We start from the raw sequence: 16,672 nt of genomic DNA on the forward strand, positions 1-16,672 counted from the left end.
TTTAATCTTGCTTTTTATTTTTCAGTAGCGATTGTAGGTACTCAATATCCTCGTCATTCAGCTTTTCTTCTTTAATAAAATGGGCAATTAAGCTGCGAGAGTTACCTTTAAAAAAACGCTGCATAAAGCTAGGCATTGCTTGTGCTGAAAATGCGTTTTGAGTGATCACTGATTTAAATACAATCGCTCTCCCCTCGTTCCCACAGCGTACTATCGCCTCTTTTTGCTCTAACCTATCAACGATTGTTTTTACTGTAGTGTAAGCTACTTGCTTATCTTTTTTTGTATCAGCAAGTAGGGCTTTATGTAACTGGCTAGCAGTACAAGGCTCGTGCTGCCAAAGCAACTGCATTATGTCTAATTCAAATTCACTAAGTTTCATTTTAACCTCTATTACTACAATTGTAGTTTTCACTGTTACAAATGTAGTAATAAGCGTTCAGTGTGTCAATATAAATTTTAAAATAAGAAAATAAATTTAGAGGTGGGTAAATACATTAGCGTTACAAGGCATCATTATCAAAGTGAACATATATAATGAGGTGTCATTTTTTGTATTTATTGCTTTAGCCCTTTAGCATCGTGGCCGATAGCTAAATTAGTAACCTATAACATTATGGATAATACGCAATGATACAGCTAAATAAACAATCAGCCTTTGAGGTTAAAATTACAGCCGATAAAGCTAATATGGCGCAACAAACAAAAGAGCCTACAAAAAATCAGGACAACGCTGATTATCAGTTATCAGACAAAGAGCGCAATGAACTCTCCTCAAAAGGTGCTGATCAAAACGTTGAAAAAGCCACAAATTCAGAGATGCCAGAGTATATTGCAAAAATGATAGAGCAACTTAAAGAGCTCAAACAGCGACTTGAAGAACAAAAAGAGCAACTCACTCAATTACAAGCTCAATCGGACCAAGAAGACGAGGCTATACAGGCACAAATTGAAGCACAAGCTAATATCGTTTCAACAATACAGTCGCAAATAGTTACGCTGGTGCAAACAATTAGCCAAGCAATGAAAGACGCTGGTGTTACTGATGCTGGCGCACTTGTCAGCGCCATGGTTTAATTTTTACATCAAGTATTTAGCTTCATATAACCGGTTTTATTAAAGCACTTTTTTCCAAGCACTTATTGTTTTATAAGAATTAAGTATACGCTAACTGGTAAAAAGACACGTTATGCGAACGCTTTCAATATGCATCTAACAATGCTTGCTTATAGATTTTATTAAACTGTGCCAAAGGTAAATCAGCTGCATATTGATATATAAGCGATTTGTATTCATCACTTTGAATTAACGTTGCAACCGAGTGATTAAAATCAAGCATGAAGCGAATATTGTCTTCACTTCGTTGACACATTAAATGCCCAACAGTAAACGGTGTTTTTAATTTCAAGTCAAAGGAGTGAATGTCAGCATGTGTGATCTCATGCCAATACGTCGCAATATCACTTGGGTATTCAATAGAAGCGTCAAACTCTTTTAACCTAGCTAATTGCTCTAACCTAGAAAAAGTATTAATGGCTGCGCCTTTAATTTTAGATTCGTCAACATCGTCAATACGCGACATAATATCCTCAGGAAATACTCTAAGCTTTGACAAACCCAATGTTAAGCCACTGCGTGCTATAAGCTCGTTTAACATGTTTGTATTATTAAATTGACTCAAGTCTTTAGGAGAATATAACCGAGGCGCAAGATACAAAGAAAATGGCTTCGATATTAAATAACGCTGTGCTCGTTCTGGAGTGTTAATTTTATTGGCATAGCAATGATTGCTACCATACTGTACCTCGTTATCAGTATCTGGCGCTTTTACAAACTCAATTCTATAGTCACTCATTGCAGCCAAAATAAGCGTGTAAAGCTTTGCATCTAGTGACTTTGCGTTGTTTGCTGAATTGAACCTAAGTAAAGATTCATCATTAGTGCTCAGTACAACTTTTATTTTATTTGCGTCAAAATTTTCAAATCGCGTATTTTTATAATCTGATTTATATAATTGCTTTAACCGTCCTGAGGATTTTAATTTTGGCATTGCTTGGTCAAATTTTTTCGCCAATGCTTTACCTTTTTTACTATTTGAAAAAGCCAAATAAATAGGCCTTGCCGGCACCACTTCCACATAACTTAATTTTGATTTGTATTCTTGTGGGATGTTGTAGTCAAAATCAACGAAAGCGTCGATGCGTTTATTTAGTAGCAAATCCATGGCTTTATCAATAGCCGATATCGGGTAATAATCGTGTTTATACTCAATATATTTATCAAAGTTATAGCCATCAAACCAGCTTAATACTTTATTGTTTAAATCAGATAACTTATTAAAGTTATGAGTAGAATTTAAAAAATAGGCATTAATTGGATAATCATAATCTAAATACCAATGAGGATAATAAGCTAAGGGGACATCTTCTTTGGCAACACCCACTACAAAGTCATACTGTTTTTGTTCAAATAAATTGGTAATTCGTTTGTAAGTACTAAAATCAAACTCGAACTGTTCATCTGTATAAACTTCTTTGAGTAGTTCTATATAAACGCCTGTCTCATCCGGGTTGGTGAAATCAACCCAATGAGTTACGCCAACTTTTACACTTGCAAAAGCCGAGTTTATACAAACATAAGAAAAAATAATCAACAGTAGTAAGTATTTAGCCAAGCGCATTCCCCCAATCACTTAGCTTAATATATGCACCACCAGTGCACTTTGCAAACTTAGGTGTTAGTTTAGTAGTTTAATAAGATTTCTTTGTCTAAAATTAAGTGGCTAAATACCAGTCTGTTTGATACAAAAAGATAAAAAAATAGGAGAGCTTAATTTTGAGTAAGGCAATTAAGTTTAGAGTGTATTTAGTCACTTTGATTATATGTGTTGTTGGCTTTATATTTTCACCAGCGAGTAGCCAGTTTTATACAAACCCGTTTTATATTGGCAGTTTTGTTTTTGCAATCGCGCTGATTGTAATTGTTATTAATTACTTTTGCCCAAATTGTAGAAAAAACCAAGTAATACAATCAGCTACAAACTATCGCCTGCCCACAAATAAGTGCTATCACTGCGAAGAAGAAATTAATTAAGCTTGTCGGATTGCGCTTCGCTTATCCGACCTACATGTTTGAATAAGCAGGTGTGGTGCTTGATATAAAGAGTGCTTGGAAAGAGTGAGCAATAGAGTTGTGCTGTTAGGTTTCGCTGCACTCAGCCTAACTTAAGATAACTTAACGCCGAGCAGCTTATAGCTAACCACTTGCGGCTGCGCTTGCTCTTTAACTAATACCCAAATACTTATGTACTTGAATTGATAAGCGCCAGTTTTTGGCGATACAGGTATCAATGGCTAATTTAGTTGCCGATGCTTTTTGGCTAATTGGCTGTAGATATACCAGTTTTGGGTTTACACCGGTGGCGGTAAATAGCTCTTCCAGTTCTTCTACGTGCTTTTGCATAGCAATTGGGTGTTTAATTTCATCGGCGCGTTGCATAGCACTGCTCAATACTTTGTAACCACCACGCATATTAATTTTTGGCGATACCGTAACCCACGTTTGGGCAGGGGCGAGAATTTCAAAGGTGCCACTGGTTTCTATTTGCGTGCTAAAGCCATGATCATGCAATAAATTACACACTGGATTTAAATCGTACATGCAAGGTTCACCACCGGTGATCACAACATGCTTGGCGGTATAGCCACGGGATTTAAATAATTCCAGGACCTGCGCGGCACTTGCCTCAGCCCAATGATCTGAGTCGGCTTTTTTTTCTACCGTGTCATCTAGTGATACTTTATATACATTATCAACATCCCAGGTTTGTTTAGTGTCACACCACGAACATCCCACAGGGCAACCTTGCAGGCGTAAAAATATAGACGGCGTACCGGTAAAGCTCGCTTCACCTTGAATGGTTTCAAACACTTCATTAATTTTGTACAAAAGAAATCTCACTTACAACCTGACGGCAAAATTGTTACTATTAAAAATCGCAAAGCACGGTGCAAAAATTGTCATTTATGCCTTGGCCGTGTAGTATATCGCGCCCTGATATAAACCTCTATCAAAACTAAAGAGCAAACCACGTATGACGCAAAAAGTAGTTGTTATTTATTCCGGCGGTATGGACTCATTTACTGTATTAAATAAAGCCTTGCAGCAAGGCCATGATGTTTATGCCCTCTCGTTTGATTATGGTCAGCGTCATGTTAAAGAACTTAAAGTTGCCGCCAACGTATGTGAAAAGCTAAATGTCCCGCACAAAATTGTTGATATATCAGCAATTAATCAGCTTATTGGTGGTTCGTCGTTAACAGACGATATTGATGTGCCAGAAGGCCATTACGAAGAAGAAAGCATGAAAAGCACCATTGTGCCTAACCGCAATATGATTTTACTTTCCTTAGCGGTAGGTTATGCGGTGTCACTTAAAGCGAGCAAAGTATATTACGGCGCGCATTCAGGCGATCATGCAATTTATCCTGACTGTCGTCCTGAGTTTGTTAAAAAGATGGATGATGTATGTCGTATTGCGAATTACGATGCAGTAGAAATTTTTAGCCCGTATTTAAACAATACTAAAATCGATATTTTAACCGATGGTATTAAAATGGGTTTAGACTACAGCCAAACATGGACCTGTTATAATGGTCGTGACAAAGCGTGTGGTAAATGTGGTGCCTGCCAAGAACGTTTAGAGGCCTTTGAGCTTAACAACGTGACAGACCCGCTTGAATATGAGTAAAGTTCAACGTTAATACATTAAAAGGCTACCTAGGGTAGCCTTTTTTGTTGCGATAAAATGTTAAAGCCAGCGCTTTACTCGTGATTTATAATCGTCAAATTGCTCACCAAATAATTTGTGGAGCGCCCGTTCCTCTGGGATTATTTGAAATAAGGTAATGTAAGCAATAAACCCTGCTACACCTAAAAAAGCCCACATTGAACCCAGCCACACACCCCAGCCTGCTAATATAAACGCAAAACCTAAATACATCGGATTACGAGAGAATTTATAAACACCTGAGGTAACTAAACTAGACGCTTGTTCTGGTTTATTAGGTAGTACTGTTGTTTTAGCAAACCGGAAACTCACGACCCCAGCAATACAAAATATACACCCAGTAGCGACAAGTGCTAGCGAGAGATAAGTAATAAATGCGCTAAAATCAATCACGGTATAATGTGCAATCAGTGCCATTACAGCAGCAAAAAACACCACAACCACAACCGGTGGAATTTTATTATTTAACATACCTACTCCTTGTATCGATTAAAAAACTTCATAATTACTATATGGTGGCGTGACAAATAATAACAATGACTTATCGAATATTTATAAATACAAATAAAGTTACAATTAATTAGCTTTATGAGCGTTTAATTATGGTTATAATTTAAGCTTAAATAAAAGTTAAAGGAAGTAATTATGTCTGGCACAACAATGATAGTTCTCATTGTACTTATTTCTGTAGGTTCGGGAGTTATTTACGATATGTATAAAAAGCACCTTGAATTTAAACATAAAGTACAGGACAACAATCAAGACGCACACAAACAACTAGCTGAGGTAACCGCTCAAGTGAGTGAACTTAAACAACGAGTACAAACACTTGAAGCCATTGTTACCGACTCAAGCTACAACGTAAAACAAGAAATAAACAAACTTTAATGTATACGTTACAAGTAATTTGGGTATAAATGTGCGTTTTCAGGCTGCTCAATGCCATGGGCAGCTAAAAAACCACCAATTGCTTGACCACACCCTTGTGGCGCTCGGCCACTGTCTATCTCAAAATTTAACTGATTCGCCTCTTGTTTACCCATTGAGCACAAACTAACTGAACTTGGCGAACGCATAGAAACACTTAACTCGCCTATTTGCTCCGCCTGCACATGCTTACTAAAACGTGCAAAACCTTGGTATTTAAAATGCTCGCTCACATAATCATTGCTTATAGCAACCAATGCGGCAATAAAACTATGTAAAAAGCTATTTGTTGTTGTATCCGGTGCTAAAAATGACAAAGTTTTGTTATTAAACTCACTCAGCTGGCAACTATCGCAATGAAGTTTAACCGTATACACCTGCTCACCGGTAATTATAGCTTGGCAGTTAATTAGCTCTATTTGGTTATCCGCAAACACAAGGCGATCTATCAGCTCGTTCAATGAAATATTTTTAAACGATGAACTTTTAACAAGCTCGGGATTTTGTGCCATAACGGGTAAGTCATGATGATTATTAAATGGCGTACTGGTTGCGCCTTGGTGTTGCAGCTGAAAAAGCTCTCTTACCTCATGCTCACGCGCCACTTTTAACGCTAAAAATGCAGTTTGAATAAGCTCCGAGGTAGGCAGGTTCTGCTCTACTGGCCAACGGCGACCAAACAATAGTTTTTTTGCTTTATTATCAGCGCGATAATTGTCGGGACTCAGTACTGCTACTTGCAAATAAACATCACTATTTTTTTCAGCTGCTAACACGCTAAAGTGGTTGGAAAAACTAATGTCGTTAAGCACTTCATTAACACTGGCCAGTGTATGCTTGTAACGCAAAAAATGCTGCGGAACAATCCAATTTTTATTAGCCAGTTGTACTAGGGGCGCATACGAAATCGGTTGCTCGTAGCTGTATTGCCATTTTTGCCCATCGCCCAATAATGACTCAATTTTTATATTGTTATCTGACATATATAAACCAAATAAATCTGCCTATCGGCAAGATATTAACTATGAAGCACTTTACGTAGTTAATCATAAAAAGCGATCACACTTTTTGGCAGTATTTAGCGTTCAAATACGCGTTGATACTCTGTTATAACTTTTTGATAGTAAACTCTATCTTTATTGAGCATTCGAGTATAATGGTCAAGCAATTGTTGCTGATATTGATGATGTTGAGGGTTATGTTTATCCCACATATGAGCCCCCGTTTTAGTAATAGTGCCGGTGGCTTTAAAACTGACTTGTAGCACTTCGTAAAAACGCTTGTTTTCAACAATAATTTGCTCGCTATCGAGCTGCAAATTACAGGCTTTTAAACCCGCACGTACTTTATAGAGGTGCATAATAGGGCAAATAATAAAACTTAGTTGTTTAAGGCTGTGCGGATTATTAGCAATAATTTGCTCAATGAGCTTTAAGCATAAATCGCCCCCCACTCCCGCAATAACGATTACTTGCTTAGCACCTGTTGGCAGTTTAATTTGCGCAACATCTTCGCAGCGCACTTGCCATGAAGGCAAAGACTTTCCTTGCTCAAATTGTTGTAGCGACTGCTCAAGCGCTTCCATTAACTCTGGAATAATATCAACAAAGTTTATTTGTTTGGCTATGCCGCGCTCAAGTAATGCCATACCTAAAAAGCCATGATCGCAACAACAATCCCAAACAATATCGTAAGACTGTGTAATTAACGAATTGATGGCGTTTAAACGTTTACTCAGTTTCATTTAACTCACTATATTTTTGTTTTGTACACCAATGCTTTTAAGCTTTTATCGCTATCAATTTCAATAAAGCGATCGGTAGGTTCTAGGCGTTTAACAAACTCAATAGCACCTTGAGTATGCTCTTCAATAAGTGCTTTAAAATCGTTTTCTGTAAGCTCAGGGCTATTAGCGCATAACAATAGCTGTGTAGTATCGTTTAAAAGATCAGGAAGTCTGCGCAGCACTTTTTGATAGTCTTTGGTTAAAATAAAACTGCCTTTTTGAAAACTGGGCGGATCAACAATAATTAAATCAAACGGTGCGGCTTTTTTTAGCTTACCAAACGACTTTAAAATATCGTGCGGTAAAAAACTGACCCCACGATCGACATTATTGAGTTGGTGGTTTTGCTTACCCACTTTTAACACACCTTTGCTCATATCCATGTTCATCACATGATCTGCGCCGCCGTGCATAGCCGCAACCGAAAAACCACAGGTATAAGAAAACAAATTAAGTACTTTGGCGTGCTTACTATTTTGCATGACAAACTCACGGCCTTTTCGCATATCAGGAAAAATACCGGTGTTTTGCTTACTCATTAAATCAACCAAAAAACGCACCCCGTTTTCGGCTACGCTATGACGAACTGGCAGTTGGCCGTGAACAAGGGTGTTATGGCTTTGTAGCCCAGCTCGCTGTTGATACACCAATGCAGTAATTAACTCTGGATGATGTTTTTGTGCCCATTGCCATAACGTATCGGTGAGTGCAGCGAGTGTTTCCTCGTCAATTTCACTGTATGACACCAAAAACAAACTTGGTGGGTAAAAGTCTAAGTTAATATGACTAAGCGCTTCCACACTGTGGCCACGCCCATGAAATACGCGGCAAAGCTCATTATCGGAAAAAGGCGTGTCTGCCAAAGCATTTATAAGGGGAGTAAAATCGGTTGTCATTTAATTAATCAACTGTTGTTGTAGTTCATGTATTTCGTCGCGCACTGAGGCGGCTTTTTCAAATTCTAAATCACTGGCATACGCATGCATTTTGGTTTCTAACTGCTTAATTTGCGTTGCAATTTCTTTAGCGCTGAGGATTTTTTTAGAGTCTTTACGAATAAGCTGTAAGTTGTCTTGCGGTGAAGCATCTTGGCCTACATCCATTACATCAAGTATCTTTTTAACTAATGCACTAGGTTCAATACCATGCTTAACATTATAAGCATGCTGTATTTCTCGGCGTCGGTCGGTTTCTTCAATGGCTTTAGCCATCGATTTAGTCACTCTGTCACCGTATAAAATAGCGCGGCCATCAAGGTGGCGCGCAGCACGCCCTATTGTTTGAATAAGTGAGCGTGCTGAGCGTAAAAAGCCTTCTTTATCGGCATCTAAAATAGCCACTAGTGCCACTTCTGGCATGTCTAAGCCTTCACGTAGTAAGTTAATGCCTACTAACACATCAAATACACCGGCACGTAAATCACGAATAATTTCTACCCGCTCTACGGTATCAATGTCAGAGTGTAAATAACGTACTTTTACATTGTGCTCACTCAGGTAGTCGGTCAAATCCTCAGCCATACGTTTGGTAAGCGTGGTTACCAGCACTCGCTCTTTTAATTCAACACATTTGTAAATTTCTGAGAGTAAATCATCAACCTGATCGCCTACCGGGCGCACTTCAATAACAGGGTCAAGTAAACCAGTTGGACGAATAACTTGCTCTGCAACTTCGCCGTTGCTGCGCTCTAATTCAAAGTCACCCGGGGTGGCCGATACATAAATGGTCTGTGGTGCAATAGCCTCAAATTCTTCAAAACGCAGTGGCCTGTTATCCATAGCTGAGGGCATTCTAAAACCGTATTCAACGAGGTTTTCTTTACGGCTTCTATCGCCTTTGTACATGGCGCCAATTTGCGAGACGGTTACGTGCGATTCATCAATAATCATTAATGCGTCGTCAGGTAAATAGTCCAGTAATGTTGGCGGTGGGTCGCCAGGTGTACGCCCCGATAAATAACGGCTGTAGTTTTCAATACCAGAGCAATAACCAAGCTCGGTCATCATTTCTATATCATATTGGGTACGCTGAGCTATGCGTTGCTCTTCTACTAACTTGTTTGCGCTGAGCAATTGTGCTCTGCGCTCTTTGAGTTCGGCTTTAATTTTTTCGATAGCTTCGAGAATTTTTTCTCGTGGCGTTACATAGTGAGTTTTAGGATAAATAGTGGCACGCACTATGTGTTTTTCTACCGCACCGGTTAAGGGGTCAAAAATACTTAGGCGTTCAACTTCGTCATCAAACATTTCCACACGCACTGCATAGGTGTCTGATTCAGCGGGGAATATATCAACCACTTCACCACGTACGCGGTATGTACCACGACTAAAATCAATATCATTTCGCGTATATTGTAGCTCTGCAAGACGACGCAGCATATCTCGTTGGTCGACCTTTTCACCTACTTTTAAGAGCAGCATCATTTTCATGTATGAATCAGGATCGCCCAAACCATAAATTGCCGATACTGAGGCAACAATAATGGTATCGCGTCGCTCTAAAAGCGCTTTAGTGGCACTGAGTCGCATTTGCTCTATGTGCTCATTAATAGATGCGTCTTTTTCGATAAAGGTGTCGCTGGCTACCACATAGGCTTCAGGTTGGTAGTAATCGTAGTAAGATACAAAGTATTCAACCGCATTGTGTGGAAAGAACTCTTTCATCTCGCCGTACAATTGCGCCGCTAAGGTTTTATTGTGCGCCATAATAATAGTCGGCCGATTTAAATCACTAATAATGTTAGCCATAGTGAATGTTTTACCGGTACCCGTTGCGCCTAATAATGTTTGCTGAGCAAGTCCGGCTTCTAAGCCTTCACACAATTGAGCAATAGCGGTTGGCTGATCCCCTGCGGGTTTAAATTTTGATACTAGCTGAAAATGATCGCTCAATGACTACACTCCTGTAATGCTTGACTGCTTAACGCTTTAATTTCTTTCATAAACCACTTGTAGGCTACAAGGGCTGTGAATAAATTACCAATGGCCGCGCCAATAAACAAGCCGATTAAGCCTGCGAGTTCGTTTCCGATATACGCAAAGGGAATATAAAAAACAAACAATCGAATGACGCTCAAAACTAAGGCGTTCATGGGTTTGTGTAAAGCGTTAAACGAGGAGTTTGATAAAATGATCACTCCTTGTAAGCCATAACTTAGAGGAATGGTATAAATAAACAGTTTGATGACATCAACAACCGCTTGCTCTTTACCAAATATTTCACTAATAACGCCTGAAAAAATAATTAATACAATATAAATAATGAACTGCCACAACATTACAAACTTGAGCGTACCCAAGTAGGCGTCTTTTACGCGAGAAAAATGACTCGCTCCAAAGTTTTGGCTAATAAAAGGTGGCAATGTCATCGACAAAGCTAATACCACTAAACTCGCTATTGATTCTATTCGACTCCCTACTCCAAAAGCAGCAACGGCTTCGGGACCATGATGAGCAACTAATGCGGTCATAACGGCCATAGCAACTGGGGTGAGCATGTTAGCACCCGCTGCAGGTAAACCAATTTTTAAAATTTTACGGATTGCGCCAATAACGGTTTGCTTGCCCGCTTTTAAACTAAGCAACCGCTTTTTAACTATTAATATGTATAAAATAATTGCCACCGCAACTGCCCAGGCTATAACGCTGGCAATGGCAGCCCCTTTAATGCCTAATGCGGGAATGGGACCAAAACCAAAAATAAGCATCGGATCGAGCACAGCATTAATAAGCCCAGCCCCGCCCATAATAATGCTTGGTGTTTTAGTATCACCGCTAGCACGCAATACTGAGTTTCCAATCATGGGGGTAATTAAAAACACACTGCCCAAAAACCAAATACTAATATACTGATGAATTAGTGGAAGTACTTGCTCCCCTGCCCCAAGCAAGGTAAATATTGGGTCAATCAATAAATAGCCACAGGCAGATAAAACCAACACTAATACGATCGCCACCAACAACGAGACACTGGCATCAAAACGCGCTTCTTCAATATTGTTACTCCCTAAGGCCTTTGCAATTACTGCCGAGGTCCCTATACCTAAACCAATCGCTAAACTAATGACGGTAAAAGTAACAGGAAATGTAAAACTCACCGCGGCAAGCGGCTCAGTGCCAAGCAAACTAATAAAAAAAGTATCAACAATATTGAACATCATCAGGGTGAACATTCCAAAGATCATCGGAACGGTCATTTTTTTTAATGTAGGCAAAATTGGGGCGGTGAGTAAATCAGGGCGAGTATGTGATTGAGAATGTGCGCGCATAAAATAAATAAGCCTCTTTTACTGAACGGCATATTTTAAAGCATCTGGGCTGTTCAAGCCATGCTTTATTAAATCTAAACAATTAAACCAACCTTTAATCTAAAAACTGTTGGTTTTATGCTGTTGTAAACAAATTTCGCACAAACACAACAAAAACCAAATTAAATACATTTTTATAACTTTTGCAACATTTACCTTTTATGTTTTGTTGCTTTATTACACAGTAAGCGATGATGTTTTATCGTCACGAAAAATTTTATTTATCGTTTAGGTGGCTGTTCAAGCTGAATCATAAGTCTTTGTTTTTTAATATTTAAAAAAAAAGCTTTTTAATACTTGAAATCGTTGAAGCACCCTACACCGCTGGGGGTGCTGATGTTCTTAAAGTTTCATAAACAGAGTTATCCACAGAAACCGTGGATAACTCATTCAACCCCACGTTTATAAAGGGCTACAACGCGGTGTGAATTTAACAGTGCGGTTGATTTTTTTCGTTAGCAATATGGAAACAGCGTTAAATGGTTTTGTAACGACTTAAAACATCGTTATATGTTTATTTAGTGCTAAACCGCATTCATGCTGCATAAATAGTCAACCCATTGATTGCCTTGTTTTTATACAAACTCTCGAAAGTTCAGCAACCATTCTGCTTTGAACAAAATACAAAGCATCATTACGGTTCTCATCTAGATTTAGTTCAACAAACTTTAACGAGGTAAAATAAAAGTGAGGTAATTATTTTAAATACGTTTATTAAGACTTTATAAAAATACAGGAAATAGAACACTTTTTTATCACTAAAAGCTGCTTTATTAAATTTTACTGTAAGTTTTATTGGTTAAAGTTACTCACTTGATTCAAATATTGCGCTGTTTTTATAAAACAATATCACTGACCTTTACTCAAATAGAGTCACAAAACGCGCAGATTGCACATAAAAACAACGAATAGACCTCTTTTTTGAATTTATGATCTTTTATATGTTGACACTTTGCTATGCGGTCATTAATATTTCGCCCCGTTGAAAGGCAAGACGCTTCCCCCTTAGCTCAGTTGGTTAGAGCGACGGACTGTTAATCCGCAGGTCCCCCGTTCGAGTCGGGGAGGGGGAGCCAAGTTTTTCAGCCATAAACGATTCCCCCTTAGCTCAGTTGGTTAGAGCGACGGACTGTTAATCCGCAGGTCCCCCGTTCGAGTCGGGGAGGGGGAGCCAAGTTTATGTTTATGATGTAGTTCCCCCTTAGCTCAGTTGGTTAGAGCGACGGACTGTTAATCCGCAGGTCCCCCGTTCGAGTCGGGGAGGGGGAGCCAAGTCATAAAAAGTATATTTTAGTTCCCCCTTAGCTCAGTTGGTTAGAGCGACGGACTGTTAATCCGCAGGTCCCCCGTTCGAGTCGGGGAGGGGGAGCCAATTTACTACACTCCCATAGACATATCCTTAGAATTGCACTACCATTTCTCTTTTAAAACAAAAACTTTTTGCTTATAAAACTAACTATTTGATAACTTTACCTATCAAGCTATAATTGGTTTAATAATCATGAGGTTGTGTCCTCCCCTTTGACATATAAAGATTAAATAATGGCAGCTTTTAAAAAACTTATTTTTATACAACTGATGGCTTGGTTGATTCTTGTAACCGCTGGCTGTTACTTTATAAGCCAAAATTTTGATAGCGCTATCGGTAATGCGCAAAAAAATGCACAAGCTACTGTTGAGCAATACATTAAAAACTTATCCGCAACTGATATTTCTGCTGATAACTTAAAAAGCACACTCGCAACCAGTGAAACATTTTCACGTTTTACTCTACGTGATTATCAAGGCGCAGAAGTGTTTTCAATTAGCAACACACCCAAGCTGCCTTTTATTGCTGAGCTTATTCAATCTAACTACAACTCGGTACGCCCTCAGTACGCCACTAATAATAATGCCGATATAAAAGTTGAATTTAAATTAAACATTGCTTACTTGGCTGATCAGTTTCAAACCGCATTTTTTATTGTATTTGCTATAAGCACCCTACTCGCGTTGATCCCCGTTATATTAATGAAGTCTATTGTTGAACACATTAATACCAATGTGTGCATGGGCGTTGCAGATGTTATTGACATATATATTAATCAAAACCAACTCAGTGATGATTTCGCAACTAAATTTGATTCTAGCCAATTAGAAAAATTAGGAAAAAATTTAATTCCCAGTTTTAATCGTTTATCGTACTTTTTAAAAAATAAAAACGACGATATTAAAACCGCCGCTCATACTATTAAGCGCGAAGCATATAAAGATGGCATTACTGATTTAGGTAATCGCAACATGTTTGTTGATTACTATGAAAAGCATATTGAAAACACTGAAGTGAGTACCTTTGGCTCATTGGCATTGGTGCGCTGTAGCGAGCTACAGTCAATTAATCAAAGCCGTGGCTATCAAAAAGGCGATGAATATATTAAAGCTGTTGCTGATATTATAAAAAGTATTAGCGGTACCTATACCAGCAGCCAGGTATTTCGAGTAAACAGCTCTGACTTCATAATTATATTGCCAAACACCCCACTAAAAGAAGCCGAGAGATTTGGTGAAAACCTACAATCTCGGTTTACGCAATACATGCAAAACCAAGAACTTAGCTCGGTTGCAAACACGGGGATTGTCGGTTATGAAAAAGCCAAACCACTAGGCGAGCTGCTCTCTATTGTTGATAATGCAATGAGTATGGCGCAGTCAAAACAAGTTAATGCTTGGCACGTACAACGGGATACAGATTTAGTTAATAACGTCAGCGCAGGGTTTGGTAACCAAAACTGGCGTAAAGTGATTAACGAAGTTATTGAATCTCGAAGTGTGCATTTAGTAATGCAAAATATCATGCCTTTGGGCAAAAGCATTAAAGCCTATGCTGAAATTCAAGCCCGCTTTAAAACAGAAGAAAATCAAGCTTTGCCTACTGCCTCATTTCTAGCGATGGCTGAAAAGCTCGATATGGCGATAGAAATTGATAAATTAATTATTGAATCCTCTTTAGAGAAAATTAAATCGAGTAATTTATCTGAAAAGTATTTTGGCTTAAATATTACCCCTTCAAGTGCGCACAGCGACCAGTTTATGATTTGGTTAGAGCGCCGCTTACTAAAAGATACGCATATTGCTTCTAAATTAATTTTTGAGGTGAGTGAGTTTGGTCTTCAACAAAACATTAAAGCAAGTAAACGCTTTATTGACATGGTGCATCGCGTTGGTGCCAGAATTACTGTTGAACGCTTTGGTGTAGGACTCACCTCATTTAAGTTTTTCAGAGACTTAAAACCAGACTTTATTAAAATGGATGCAAGCTATACTCGAGGCTTAGAAGACGATAAAAATAACCAATACTTTATGCGGTTAATGGTCGACCTTGCACATAGAATAGGTGTCAGTGTTTTTGCTGAGGGTGTTGAAAGCCAAGAAGAAAAACACATTGTAGAGACGCTATGCCTTGATGGCGTTCAGGGTTATTACATTGAAAAGCCTAAAGACATCTAACCCATCCTAACTCAGATAAAAAAGAGCATTTATGCTCTTTTTTACGTTTTAAAGTGTGCTTTTGCTATTGTTCAGCCGTTAAAATGCAGACCGCTTTTTAATTGCAAAGCTCTTAGATTTTGGCCCTTTAGAATTAGCCCGTTATTTTACGTTGTTTATTTAACTGATAATCACTCAACGTGTTGTTAATCACAGTAGAAAAAAGGATAATACACGGGATTTTATTAGCGTGAGGCACACATGACAGAATACGTCTTGTTATTAATTGGAACAGTGTTAGTTAACAACTTTGTATTAGTACAATTTTTAGGCCTTTGCCCGTTTATGGGGGTATCAGGGAAGCTTGATACAGCCATAGGTATGTCTTTAGCAACCACCTTTGTGCTAACGCTTGCCTCTGTGACCAGTTATTTAGTAAACGAGTATATTTTATTACCGCTGGATATCACCTACTTAAAAACAATGAGCTTTATTTTAGTCATTGCTGTGGTTGTTCAATTTACTGAAATGGTTGTCAGAAAAACCAGCCCAACGCTTTATCGTTTACTGGGGATTTTTTTACCCTTAATAACGACTAACTGTGCAGTACTCGGGGTTGCTTTATTAAATATCAAAGAAGATCACACCTTTTTACAATCTGCCGTTTATGGCTTTGGTGCCGCAGTGGGTTTTTCATTAGTATTGGTTTTATTTGCAGCATTGCGCGAACGTTTGGCCGCAGCCGATGTACCCACTCCATTTAAAGGTGCCTCAATCGCAATGATAACGGCAGGTTTAATGTCAATGGCCTTTATGGGTTTTACTGGATTAGTGAAGTTTTAATATGACCTTGTTGTACGCTTTAATAGCGCTGGGTTTACTGGCGTTAATATTCGGATTAATTTTAGGATTTGCAGCCGTTCGCTTTCGAGTGGAAGGTAACCCTGTAGTGGAGCAAATCGACACCATTTTGCCACAAACACAATGTGGTCAATGTGGTTATCCTGGTTGTCGCCCATATGCAGAAGCCATTGCCAATGGTGATGAAATAAATAAGTGCCCACCTGGTGGTGATGCCACCGTTAAAAAGTTAGCTGATTTGATGGGCGTTGAAGCTAAACCCTTAGCCGGCGGCGAACAAGCAGAGCCGGTTAAAACGGTGGCTTACATTCGCGAAGACGAATGTATTGGTTGTACCAAATGTATTCAAGCCTGCCCTGTTGATGCCATTGTTGGTGCAACCCGACAAATGCACACCGTTCTAATTGACGAATGTACAGGCTGTGACTTGTGCGTTGAACCTTGTCCGGTCGATTGTATTGACATGCTACCCGTTGCACCAACAAAACAAACTTGGAAATGGCAACTAGACGCTATTCCTGTTACCCAAATAGATTAG

At 38.9% G+C, this 16,672-nt stretch carries 15 protein-coding genes and 4 tRNA genes; 10 read left to right on the forward strand and 9 right to left on the reverse strand.

Features of this window, described 5'->3' with window-relative positions; translation table 11 throughout:
- Window position 1 precedes the first annotated feature (1 nt).
- Window positions 2-382: a BlaI/MecI/CopY family transcriptional regulator gene (locus tag B1F84_RS09145; protein ID WP_008109979.1), complete on the reverse strand. Its 381-nt coding sequence runs from the start codon at window positions 380-382 to the stop codon at window positions 2-4.
- A gap of 248 nt (window positions 383-630) precedes the next feature.
- On the opposite strand from B1F84_RS09145, the gene B1F84_RS09150 reads away from it, so the two are divergent.
- Window positions 631-1,077, forward strand: coding sequence for a hypothetical protein (locus tag B1F84_RS09150; protein WP_131691242.1), 447 nt, complete (start codon window positions 631-633; stop codon window positions 1,075-1,077).
- 124 nt (window positions 1,078-1,201) lie between these two features.
- Here B1F84_RS09150 and B1F84_RS09155 read toward each other — a convergent pair whose 3' ends face one another.
- On the reverse strand, window positions 1,202-2,680 hold the full coding sequence (locus B1F84_RS09155) for a transporter substrate-binding domain-containing protein (protein ID WP_131691243.1): 1,479 nt from the start codon (window positions 2,678-2,680) through the stop codon (window positions 1,202-1,204).
- 602 nt (window positions 2,681-3,282) lie between these two features.
- A complete protein-coding gene (gene queE / locus B1F84_RS09165) occupies window positions 3,283-3,948 on the reverse strand; it encodes a 7-carboxy-7-deazaguanine synthase QueE (RefSeq protein WP_131691919.1) in 666 nt (221 codons plus the stop codon).
- A gap of 145 nt (window positions 3,949-4,093) precedes the next feature.
- On the opposite strand from queE, the gene queC reads away from it, so the two are divergent.
- Window positions 4,094-4,750 (forward strand): 7-cyano-7-deazaguanine synthase QueC, encoded by a 657-nt coding sequence (gene queC / locus B1F84_RS09170; protein ID WP_008110177.1) that lies wholly within the window; start codon window positions 4,094-4,096, stop codon window positions 4,748-4,750.
- Between the two features lie 60 nt (window positions 4,751-4,810).
- On the opposite strand, the gene B1F84_RS09175 is transcribed toward queC, so the two are convergent.
- Window positions 4,811-5,260, reverse strand: a complete 450-nt coding sequence (locus B1F84_RS09175) for an isoprenylcysteine carboxylmethyltransferase family protein (protein WP_010388452.1) — start codon at window positions 5,258-5,260, stop codon at window positions 4,811-4,813.
- 174 nt (window positions 5,261-5,434) lie between these two features.
- Between B1F84_RS09175 and B1F84_RS09180 the strand changes: the two genes are divergently transcribed.
- Window positions 5,435-5,677: a hypothetical protein gene (locus B1F84_RS09180; protein ID WP_010388451.1), complete on the forward strand. Its 243-nt coding sequence runs from the start codon at window positions 5,435-5,437 to the stop codon at window positions 5,675-5,677.
- 8 nt (window positions 5,678-5,685) lie between these two features.
- Here B1F84_RS09180 and B1F84_RS09185 read toward each other — a convergent pair whose 3' ends face one another.
- The 5 genes from B1F84_RS09185 to B1F84_RS09205 form a co-directional block, all read right to left on the reverse strand.
- Entirely contained in the window at window positions 5,686-6,699 is a 1,014-nt protein-coding gene (locus tag B1F84_RS09185) for a hypothetical protein (protein ID WP_131691245.1), read from the reverse strand.
- 95 nt (window positions 6,700-6,794) lie between these two features.
- On the reverse strand, window positions 6,795-7,460 hold the full coding sequence (locus B1F84_RS09190; protein ID WP_131691246.1) for a tRNA (adenine(22)-N(1))-methyltransferase TrmK: 666 nt from the start codon (window positions 7,458-7,460) through the stop codon (window positions 6,795-6,797).
- Between the two features lie 8 nt (window positions 7,461-7,468).
- Complete coding sequence (locus B1F84_RS09195) at window positions 7,469-8,398, reverse strand: class I SAM-dependent methyltransferase (RefSeq protein WP_131691247.1); 930 nt, start codon at window positions 8,396-8,398, stop codon at window positions 7,469-7,471.
- Window positions 8,399-10,393 carry an excinuclease ABC subunit UvrB gene (uvrB, locus tag B1F84_RS09200; RefSeq protein ID WP_054201173.1) on the reverse strand — a complete coding sequence of 665 codons (1,995 nt, stop codon included), beginning with the start codon at window positions 10,391-10,393 and terminating at the stop codon, window positions 8,399-8,401.
- Window positions 10,390-11,769, reverse strand: a complete 1,380-nt coding sequence (locus B1F84_RS09205; protein ID WP_131691248.1) for an MATE family efflux transporter — start codon at window positions 11,767-11,769, stop codon at window positions 10,390-10,392. Before B1F84_RS09205 ends, uvrB begins: the two co-directional genes overlap by 4 nt.
- Before the next feature lie 1,038 nt (window positions 11,770-12,807).
- Here B1F84_RS09205 and B1F84_RS09210 point away from each other — a divergent pair.
- The 7 genes from B1F84_RS09210 (at window position 12,808) to rsxB (ending at window position 16,672) form a co-directional block, all read left to right on the forward strand.
- Window positions 12,808-12,884 (forward strand) — tRNA-Asn (locus B1F84_RS09210).
- Window positions 12,885-12,905: 21 nt separating this feature from the next.
- Window positions 12,906-12,982: transfer RNA gene (locus B1F84_RS09215), tRNA-Asn, on the forward strand.
- A 21-nt stretch (window positions 12,983-13,003) separates the two neighbouring features.
- Window positions 13,004-13,080 (forward strand) — tRNA-Asn (locus B1F84_RS09220).
- A 23-nt stretch (window positions 13,081-13,103) separates the two neighbouring features.
- Window positions 13,104-13,180, forward strand: a tRNA-Asn gene (locus B1F84_RS09225).
- Window positions 13,181-13,350: 170 nt separating this feature from the next.
- The gene (locus tag B1F84_RS09230) at window positions 13,351-15,294 is read left to right on the forward strand and encodes an EAL domain-containing protein (RefSeq protein WP_131691249.1); all 1,944 of its coding nucleotides are present in this window, start codon (window positions 13,351-13,353) and stop codon (window positions 15,292-15,294) included.
- A gap of 240 nt (window positions 15,295-15,534) precedes the next feature.
- Window positions 15,535-16,116, forward strand: coding sequence for an electron transport complex subunit RsxA (rsxA, locus tag B1F84_RS09235; protein ID WP_008115244.1), 582 nt, complete (start codon window positions 15,535-15,537; stop codon window positions 16,114-16,116).
- 1 nt (window position 16,117) lies between these two features.
- Window positions 16,118-16,672, forward strand: coding sequence for an electron transport complex subunit RsxB (gene rsxB, locus B1F84_RS09240; RefSeq protein ID WP_008115242.1), 555 nt, complete (start codon window positions 16,118-16,120; stop codon window positions 16,670-16,672).

Origin of the sequence: Pseudoalteromonas sp. DL-6, from assembly GCF_004328665.1 — a bacterium.
Taxonomy (GTDB): domain Bacteria; phylum Pseudomonadota; class Gammaproteobacteria; order Enterobacterales; family Alteromonadaceae; genus Pseudoalteromonas.